Annotated in this window: 8 protein-coding genes; 5 read left to right on the forward strand and 3 right to left on the reverse strand. The window is 63.6% G+C overall.

Annotation, left to right across the window (positions count from 1 at the left end; all coding sequences use genetic code 11):
• Window positions 1-40 precede the first annotated feature (40 nt).
• The 4 genes from ispG to EN991_RS12860 all read left to right on the forward strand — a co-directional run bounded on the left by ispG (window position 41) and on the right by EN991_RS12860 (window position 3844).
• On the forward strand, window positions 41-1294 hold the full coding sequence (gene ispG / locus EN991_RS12845) for a flavodoxin-dependent (E)-4-hydroxy-3-methylbut-2-enyl-diphosphate synthase (protein WP_024502967.1): 1254 nt from the start codon (window positions 41-43) through the stop codon (window positions 1292-1294).
• Between the two features lie 5 nt (window positions 1295-1299).
• Window positions 1300-2154 (forward strand): lytic transglycosylase domain-containing protein, encoded by an 855-nt coding sequence (locus EN991_RS12850; protein WP_127368892.1) that lies wholly within the window; start codon window positions 1300-1302, stop codon window positions 2152-2154.
• Window positions 2155-2304: 150 nt separating this feature from the next.
• Complete coding sequence (locus EN991_RS12855; protein WP_164753857.1) at window positions 2305-3057, forward strand: Stf0 family sulfotransferase; 753 nt, start codon at window positions 2305-2307, stop codon at window positions 3055-3057.
• Between the two features lie 46 nt (window positions 3058-3103).
• Window positions 3104-3844, forward strand: a complete 741-nt coding sequence (locus EN991_RS12860; protein ID WP_063173214.1) for a class I SAM-dependent methyltransferase — start codon at window positions 3104-3106, stop codon at window positions 3842-3844.
• Window positions 3845-3870: 26 nt separating this feature from the next.
• On the opposite strand, the gene EN991_RS12865 is transcribed toward EN991_RS12860, so the two are convergent.
• From EN991_RS12865 to EN991_RS12875, 3 genes are all read right to left on the reverse strand, one after another.
• A complete protein-coding gene (locus EN991_RS12865) occupies window positions 3871-6210 on the reverse strand; it encodes a response regulator (RefSeq protein ID WP_127368894.1) in 2340 nt (779 codons plus the stop codon).
• A gap of 114 nt (window positions 6211-6324) precedes the next feature.
• Window positions 6325-7131, reverse strand: coding sequence for a methyltransferase domain-containing protein (locus EN991_RS12870; RefSeq protein ID WP_013529223.1), 807 nt, complete (start codon window positions 7129-7131; stop codon window positions 6325-6327).
• Window positions 7132-7277: 146 nt separating this feature from the next.
• Window positions 7278-8195: a polyprenyl synthetase family protein gene (locus EN991_RS12875; RefSeq protein ID WP_024502973.1), complete on the reverse strand. Its 918-nt coding sequence runs from the start codon at window positions 8193-8195 to the stop codon at window positions 7278-7280.
• A gap of 222 nt (window positions 8196-8417) precedes the next feature.
• Between EN991_RS12875 and EN991_RS12880 the strand changes: the two genes are divergently transcribed.
• Window positions 8418-8821: transglycosylase domain-containing protein (locus tag EN991_RS12880; protein WP_206519201.1), on the forward strand; the 404-nt coding region annotated here is incomplete at its 3' end.

An 8821-nucleotide genomic window follows, 5' to 3' on the forward strand; every position in this document is an offset into this window, starting at 1 on the left:
TGCAGGACACAAGATGCTCCAGAGACAAAAGGCTGCCGGCATGACCGGATATTTTTCCTCTCCTTTCCCCCGCCGCACCTCGGTCGGCGTCGATGTGGGCGGCGTGGTCGTCGGCGGCGGCGCGCCCGTTGTCGTCCAATCGATGACCAACACCGACACGGCCGATATCGACCAGACCGTCGCGCAGGTCGCAGCACTGCACCGGGCCGGCTCCGAGATCGTGCGCATCACCGTCGATCGCGACGAGAGTGCCGCCGCCGTACCGCGCATTCATGAGCGGCTTCAGCGGCTTGGCATCAACGTGCCGCTGGTCGGCGACTTCCACTATATCGGCCACAAGCTCTTGGCCGATCACCCGGCCTGCGCCGAGGCGCTGGCCAAATATCGGATCAACCCCGGCAATGTCGGCTTCAAGGACAAGAAGGACCGGCAGTTCGCCGACATCGTCGAGATGGCGATCAGGCATGACAAGCCGGTGCGCATCGGTGTCAACTGGGGCTCGCTCGACCAGGAGCTTTTGACCCGGCTGATGGACGACAACCAGGACAAGGGTTTTCCGCTGACGGCGCAAGAGGTGATGCGCGAGGCGATCGTGCAGTCGGCCATTCTCTCGGCCGAGATGGCGGAAGAGATCGGCCTTGGCCGCGAGAAAATCATCCTGTCGGCCAAGGTCAGCGGCGTGCAGGACCTGATTGCCGTCTATGCCGAGCTCGCCACCCGCTCCAACCATGCGCTGCATCTCGGCCTGACCGAAGCCGGCATGGGCTCGAAAGGCATCGTCGCTTCGTCGGCCGCCATGGGCATCCTGCTGCAGCAAGGCATCGGCGACACCATCCGCATCTCGCTGACGCCGGAGCCGAATGGCGACCGCACGCGCGAGGTGCAGGTTTCGCAGGAATTGCTGCAGACGATGGGGTTCAGGCAGTTCGTGCCGATCGTCGCCGCGTGTCCCGGCTGCGGCCGCACGACCTCGACCGTGTTCCAGGAGCTCGCTCAGAACATCCAGGCAGATCTCAGGAAGAACATGCCGGTGTGGCGCGACAAATATCCCGGCGTCGAGAACCTCAAGGTCGCGGTGATGGGTTGCATCGTCAACGGCCCGGGCGAGTCCAAGCATGCCGATATCGGCATTTCGCTGCCCGGCACCGGCGAGACGCCGACGGCGCCTGTCTTCGTCGACGGCAAGAAGGCGGCGACGCTGCGCGGACCGTCGATCGCGGCGGATTTCGAGAAAATGGTCGCCGACTATATCGAACAGCGGTTCGGTCGCGGCGGCAAGGCCGCGGCAGAGTAGGTCAAATGCGGCGTTTCCTGTGGGCGACGCTGGTCCTGCTGTGTGGGCTAGTCTGGTCGACACTGGCTCAGGCCGATCCGCCGCAATCCGCCAAGCAACGGCTTATCGACAAGGTCTGCAACCTGATCCAGGCGCATGCCGACCAGAATGGTTTGCCCAGGGATTTCTTCGCCCGGCTGATCTGGAAGGAGAGCCGTTTCGATCCCAACGCCGTCAGTCCCGTCGGCGCCGAAGGCATTGCCCAGTTCATGCCGGGAACCGCCAAGATGCGCGGGCTTGCCAATTCCTTCGACATCAATCAGGCGATCCCGGCTTCGGCGAAATATCTCGCCGAAATGAAAACCGGCTACGGCAATCTCGGCCTGGCGGCCGCCGCCTACAATGCCGGCGAGAGCCGGGTGTCGCGCTGGCTCAGTTCCGGCGGTTTCCTGCCGATGGAAACCGAAAGCTATGTCTTCGACATCATGGGCGAACCAGCCGACAAGTTCACCGACCGAGCCTATGCCGGAAGGGTCGAACCGCTCGACGCTAAGGCGGATTTTGCCGTCGCTTGCCGAAAACTGCCGGTGATCATGTCGCGGACCGTGGCGATGGCCTCGATCAACGTAAAGCCGTGGGGCATCCAGGTGGCCGGCAATTTCCGCCGCAGTGCCGCGATCAACCAGTGGCTCAGGGTAAGGAGCCGGTTCCCGGCCCTGCTCAATGGGCACGATCCAGTGGTCAGCCGGGTGCGCACGCCGATCGGCCGGCGGGGTATCTATGCGGTCAGGATCGGTGTCGACCACCGCGCCGATGCAAACGTCATCTGCCAGAAATTGCAAAGCATCGGTGGGGCATGCGTGGTGGTGCGCAACCGGTAATTTGACCCCTGCCGGCAGGGTATTTTGTCTGAGAGAGGCATTTAAAAAGCGACAGCCGTGGCGTCGCATCCAGCAAGGATTTCAGCTATGGCGGCGGCCATGTTACCAGGAGCGACAGCCCCTGCCTTTGACAAGCCGCGTGGGCACAACATGTTCGATGGATACATTATCTGCGGTACGCCGAGGACGGGGAGCACTTTGCTGTGCAAGCTTCTGGCGTCCACGAAGACGGCCGGTGATCCGCACTCATTCTATCGGCGCCAGGACGTGGTGGAGTGGGCCGAAGAGTGGAAGTTGCCCGATCGCGCCGCGATGAGCGAGCTCGAATTCGATGCCGCGTATCTCGATGCCGCGATCGCCGCCGGCAAGGGTGGGACCGGCCTCTTCGGCCTCCGCTTGATGCGCGAAAATCTGGATGAGCTTTCGGCGATCCTCGACCGGATTTTCCCAAAACTGCCATCCGACAGAGCACGGTTCGAAAGAGCATTCGGCAATGTTCTCTACATACACCTCTCGCGGGAAGACAAGCTTGCGCAGGCTGTCTCCCTGATCAAGGCAGAGCAGACCGGTCTTTGGCATATCGCTCCCGACGGCACCGAGATCGAAAGGGTCGCACCGCCGAAAGAGCCCCAATATGATTTCGAGCGGATCAGGCGTGAGGTCGAGGTACTCGAGACCTATGATGCGGCATGGAACATCTGGTTCGCTGAGCAAGGCATAACCCCGCTTCGGGTTGGCTACGAGCGCCTTTCGAGCAATCCGGCGGCGACATTGCTAGGCATCTGCGAAGTCTTGGGCGTTCAAGCGCCGAATGCCGATGACGTGAGGCCCGGCGTTGCAAAGCTCTCCGACGACACGAGCCTCGACTGGATGCGCCGCTATCGCCTCGACGCAGCCGCCTGATGCATTGATGGGCTGCAGCTGGAAATTTGGAGTATGGGCAGCGACTATGACCGACCCTATCTACAGCGATCCCGACTTCGTCCAGTTCTATGATATCGAGAATCAAAGCGGCCGTGCCGATTTTGATTACTGTATCGGTCTTGCCGTAAATCGCGGCTCGGTCCTCGATCTCGGCTGTGGCACTGGCCAACTGGCTGCCGAACTTGCCGAGGGGCATAATGTCACTGGCGTTGATCCGGCATCGGCGATGCTCGACGTGGCGCGGCGCAGGGCCGGCGGCGACAGGGTCGACTGGGTCGAGGCCGACGCGCGAACTGTTCGGCTCGGGCGGCGTTTCGACCTGGTCCTGCTCACCGGGCATGCGTTCCAGGTTTTCCTGACAGGCGAGGATCAGATGGCGGTGCTGGGCACCATCGCCGAGCATCTCGCTCCCGGCGGGCTCTTCATTTTCGACACACGAAATCCCGCCGAGGAGGAATGGCTGGAATGGACACCGCAGCGCTCCGAACGGGCAGTTACGCATCCCGGCCTCGGCACGGTCAAAGCCTGGTATGATGCCGAACACGATGCCGCTACCGGCATCGTCACCTACTCGACCTTCTATGACATTCCGGGCGGTAGACCTGTTCTGGGCGCCGAATCCAAGATCGCGTTCCCCAAGAAGGAAGATCTTGCGGGGATGCTGGACGAGACTGGCCTGTTGGTCGAGCAGTGGCTGGGTGACTGGCAGGGCACACCTTATGGTGTGACCTCGCCGGAAATCATCCCGATCGGCCGGTTGCGCTGATCCGGCCTGACCAATAGGGCCGGCTTTTACGCCGTCTTGGCCACCACGGTCTCGCTGAGCCAGGTGCCGATCTTGGTGCCCAGTCGGTCGGGCGAAACGGGCTTCGGCAGATAGTCGTCCATGCCCGATTCGATGCACTTGTCGCGATCGCCCTTCAGCGCATGCGCGGTGACGCCGATGATCGGAATGTGGGTGCCCGTCGAGGTCTCCATGGCCCGGATCGCGCGGGTCGCTTCGTAGCCATTCATCTCCGGCATCGAGACGTCCATCAGGATCAGCTTGGGGCGCAGCGCCCGGTACATCTCGACCGCCGTGCGGCCGTTGCCGGCGATGCGGTAGCTCAAGCCCAAGCCATTGAGGATCTGGCCGAAGACCAGCTGGTTCACGTCGTTGTCCTCGGCAATCAGGATGTCGATCGGTCCGTTCGGCGTGGTTGTCGATTCCGGTGCTGCCGCGACTGGCAGCGCCGGGCCGCGGATGACGGTAAAGGCGGGCGGCGCTGCCGGGGGAGCCTGGACGATCGGTTCGCGGACAAACTGCGCCTTGCCGACCTGCGAACGGGCCTTCTGCACGACCGAGATAACGGTGCCGAGCAGGACCGCGGAGCGCGCCGGCTTGGTCAGATGCGCGGCAATGCCGAAGTCGATGATCATCTTGCCGAAATCGACCTGGTCGACCGAGGTCAGCAACACCACCGGGATGGAGGACAGCCGGCTGTCGGAAGCAATTGCCCTGGCGACGTCGGCGCCGTTCATGCCGGGCATCTGGTAGTCGAGGATGATGCAGTCGACGGCGGCGCCCAACTGAAAGGCGCGATCGAGGAAGGCCAGGCCGACGGCGCCGCTTTCGGCGGCGGCACAGTCGAAGCTCCAGCTTCTGAGCTGCTCGAGCAGGATTTCGCGGTTGACCGGATTGTCATCGATGACCAGCACGCGCGCGCCGGTAACGTCGACCGGCACGATCTCGTCTCGCGCCGCGGCCTGATGCGCGGGCAGCGGCACCGCGAACCAGAACACCGAGCCGCGGCCGATCTCGCTCTCGACGCCGATCTTGCCTGCCATCAGGTCGACGAGGCGGGCGGCAATGGCGAGCCCCAGCCCCGTGCCTTCATGACGGCGGGTGGACGAGCCGTCGACCTGCGCGAATTTTTCGAACACGTTCTGCAGTTTCTCGGCCGGTATGCCGATGCCGGTGTCCTCGACGCGGATCTTGAGCTGGACCACGTCGTTGACGATCTCGCCGCCGACGTCGATCAGCACGTGACCCTTCTCGGTGAACTTCACTGCGTTGCCGAGCAGGTTGGTGATGATCTGCCGGAACCGGCCGGCGTCGCCGACGACATGGGCCGGCAGGCGCGGATCGACGCGCACGATCAGTTCGAGGTTCTTTTCGGCGACGCGAGCCGAGACCAGCGTCGCCACGTCCTCGACCGCCTCGGAAAGGCGGAAGGGAGCAGGGTCGAGGGTGAGCTGGCCAGCATTGATCTTGGAGAAATCGAGGATGTCGTTGATGATGGTGAGCAGCGCGTTGCCGGACTTCACGATAACGTCGGTGAAGGTCTTTTGGCGTGGGGTCAGATCGGTCTTGGCCAGCAGTTCGGCCATACCGAGCACACCGTTCATCGGCGTGCGGATTTCGTGGCTCATATTGGCCAGGAATTCCGATTTGGCGCGGTCGGCGGCCTCGGCCTTGAACAGGGATTCGGCGGATTCGGCAAAGGCGCGGCGGATCGCCACTTCCATCGGGCGGAAGATCCAGAAGGCGACGATGGCAAGGGCCGCGAACAGGATGCCGCTGGCCCACAACAACAGCCTGTCGCTGGAGGCATCGGCCAGATGGCGCTCATCATCCATGGCGGTGCGGACGCGAACCAGCATGGGTTGGGCGAACAGGTCATTCTGGTTGCGGATTTCGCGATAGCTCCACTCATCGACCTTCTGCGCCACCGACATCAGGTTGAAATTGCGCACCATGTCGCGCGGCGACCAGAACAGATCGCCGTTAACTGAAGCGGATTGGAGTTCGTCGACGGTCTTGATCGACAGCCGCGGCTTGATCGCCGCAAGCTGGGCGGTCAGCGTCTCGATCTCGCCGGTCAGGCGCTCCGAATGGCCGCGCGCCGATGTGGTCAGGGCATCGCGTGTCTCCGCCCGCCAGGCGGTGCCGGTCGTCTCGGCAAAGTTGGTCGCGTTGCGCAGGTCTCGGGTGAAGATGACGAGATTGCTGCTCAGCGCATCGATGTCGCGGCGAAAGGAATTGACGCGATCAAGTGCAATCACGATGCCGGCGGAAGCCAGCGCGAAGATCAGCAACCCTGAAATATAGCGGATCCGGACCGACCGGATGAAGGACGAATATTCAGGCATGCGCAACCCCAACACATACGCACCATTTTAATGGCCGGGATTACGCTTCATTTACATTAAAATTTCGTTCGTGCGGGCAGGCGAGCCGTGCGAGCCGCCGGATGGACAGCGCGCCTAGGCCGCTTCCACGACGAGGGCGCGGATGCGGCCACTTACCGGGCCTTCCCCGAACCGTTTCCCAAGGGCATTCGCCACGTATCGCGTCACCTCCTCCAGCGAGCCACCGCGCGCCTCGATCTCGGCCCGCAGGGGCGTGCCCTGGCAATAGGCCGTGGCCGCCTCATATGGCGAGGAAGCGGCGCTGACGGCATCCAGCGGCTCTATGGTGATGTTACGGAAGCCGGCGGCATGCAGGTCGGCGCGGATGACGTCCGCATCGTGATAGCCATGCGGTGTCCTTGCCATGAAGCGAGGCGGATCGGCCGGGAAAAAATGGCCGAGCGCACGCGTCACCTCATCGGCAAACTCGTTCTCTTCGATGGCACCCCAGACGTTGAACAGGAAGTGTCCGCCCAGCCGCATCACGCGCCGAACTTGCCCGTAGGCGCCCACCCGATCGGGGAAGAACATCGCGCCAAACTGGCAGGCCACGGCGTCGAACTGTGCGTCCTCGAAGGGCAGCGCCTGAGCATCGGCCTGCTGCCAGGTGATGCGAGGATCGTCCACCATCCGCGTGCGTGCGTGGTCGAGCATGGGCTGGTTGAGGTCGGTGACCACGATGCGCGCTTGCGCCGGCAGCTTTGCTGCGAGCGCACGTGTCACCACACCGGTGCCCGCCGCCACTTCGAGCACCGATTGCGGCCCGAGCTTCGACACCCGCTCCGCCAGATCCCGCGCATATGGCTCGAAGATCAGCGGCACCATCGCCCGGTCGTAGATCTCGGGAATGGAACCGCTGAACAGCTTGTCGGTGGTCGACATGGCATCCTCCAACTCTTATCCGCACCGCGTGCTTGCCGTGCGGATGTCAATCCTCTGCCTCGGCAGGCTTCCGCTCAAGTTCTATTTCAGAACCGGCCGGCGGGGACGTGCGTGCAATCAGCTCGATGTTCCGGCTGGCACCAACCTTAGCTGTTACGCGCCGCCACGAATGTCGCCGCTTCTTTCAGCAACTGGGCATCGTCACCATAGGGCTCAAGCAGCGCATGCGCCTGTTGGACGAGGCCGTGAAGCTGGCCACGTGCCCAATTCGCACCATGCAAGGCCACCAGCGTCGCCTTGCCGGCGGCGGCGTCCTTGCCGGTCGCCTTGCCCATCTGGCTGGCGTCGGCGGTCAAATCGAGCAGGTCGTCGGCAAGCTGGAAGGCAAGACCGATCGCCGAGCCGAATTCGGCCAGCCGCTCGCGGTCATCGGCCGGGGCGCCGGCGATGAGGGCGCCTGCCTCGCAGGCGAAACGGATCAGCGCGCCGGTCTTCATCGCCTGCAGCCGGATGATGCCGGCCTCGTCCGGCGGCGTCTGTTCGGCTTCGAGATCGAGCTTCTGGCCGCCGACCATGCCGCCTGCTCCGGCGGCGCGGGCAAGCGCCAGCACCAGGGCTGCCCGCCGCTCCGCCGGCAGCGCAGTCGACTCGCCGGCAATGATGTCGAAGGCCAGCGTCAGCAGGGCGTCGCCGGCCAGGATCGCGGTTGCCTCGTCGAAGGCCTTGTGCACGGTCGGCTGGCCGCGACGCAGGTCGTCGTCGTCCATGGCGGGCAGATCGTCGTGGATCAGCGAATAGCAATGCACGCATTCAAGTGCGGCGGCGACACGCAGTGCCGCCTCGCCGTCGGCGGAAAAAAGGGCGGCACTTTCCATGACCAGGAAGGGCCGCAGGCGCTTGCCGCCGTTCAGCACGCCATGGCGCATCGCCGCCATCAGCCGGTCCGGCCGGGCGATCTCGCCCGAAAGCGCGCGGTCGTCGAGCAGTCGCCGCAGCAGCACCTCGACGGCGGCTGCCCGCCTGATCAGCGCCATTTCGAACGCCATTTGGTCGTCATTCGTCATGGCCGGGACCGGTAGCCGACACTCAGACGTTGCGCAAGAAGGCAAGCGCCATTATGCCGGAGCAGTATGAGCCCGTTCGGAAACTCTACTCCTGCGGTCATCTGAGGGCGTTTTCTGCGCTTCCGGTGCTTGCGTACTCTAATGTACGCTCCGCTCCGGTTCTCGAAAACACCGTCACATGACTCACAGGAGCGCGTTTCAAAACGAGCTCTCTGGCACGGGTTGGGCGGCTTGGCGGAACCGATCGTCGATCATGAAACCGAAAAGCTGGACATGGCGACGAGATCGCGGGGCGTAAACCGCCGTGGTCTCAAGCGCTGGGTCCGGCGCGGCATCGTCGTGGCCGCGGTGCTGGCTTTGATTCCGGTCGTGCTGACGTTTCTGTACCTGCCGTTCTTCGTGCATCCTGTCTCGACGCTGATGCTGAAGGACCTGGCGACCTTCTCCGGTTACGACCGCCGCTGGGTGTCGATCGATGACGTGTCGCCGGTGCTGGCCAATTCCGTCATCATGTCGGAGGACGGGCAGTTCTGCTTTCATCGTGGCGTCGATCTCGGCGAGCTGAGAGGCGTCGTCGACGATGCGCTGGCCGGCGAAGCGACGCGCGGCGCCTCGACCATCACCAT

Source organism: Mesorhizobium sp. M7A.F.Ca.US.005.03.2.1 (assembly GCF_003997795.1).
GTDB lineage: Bacteria > Pseudomonadota > Alphaproteobacteria > Rhizobiales > Rhizobiaceae > Mesorhizobium > Mesorhizobium ciceri.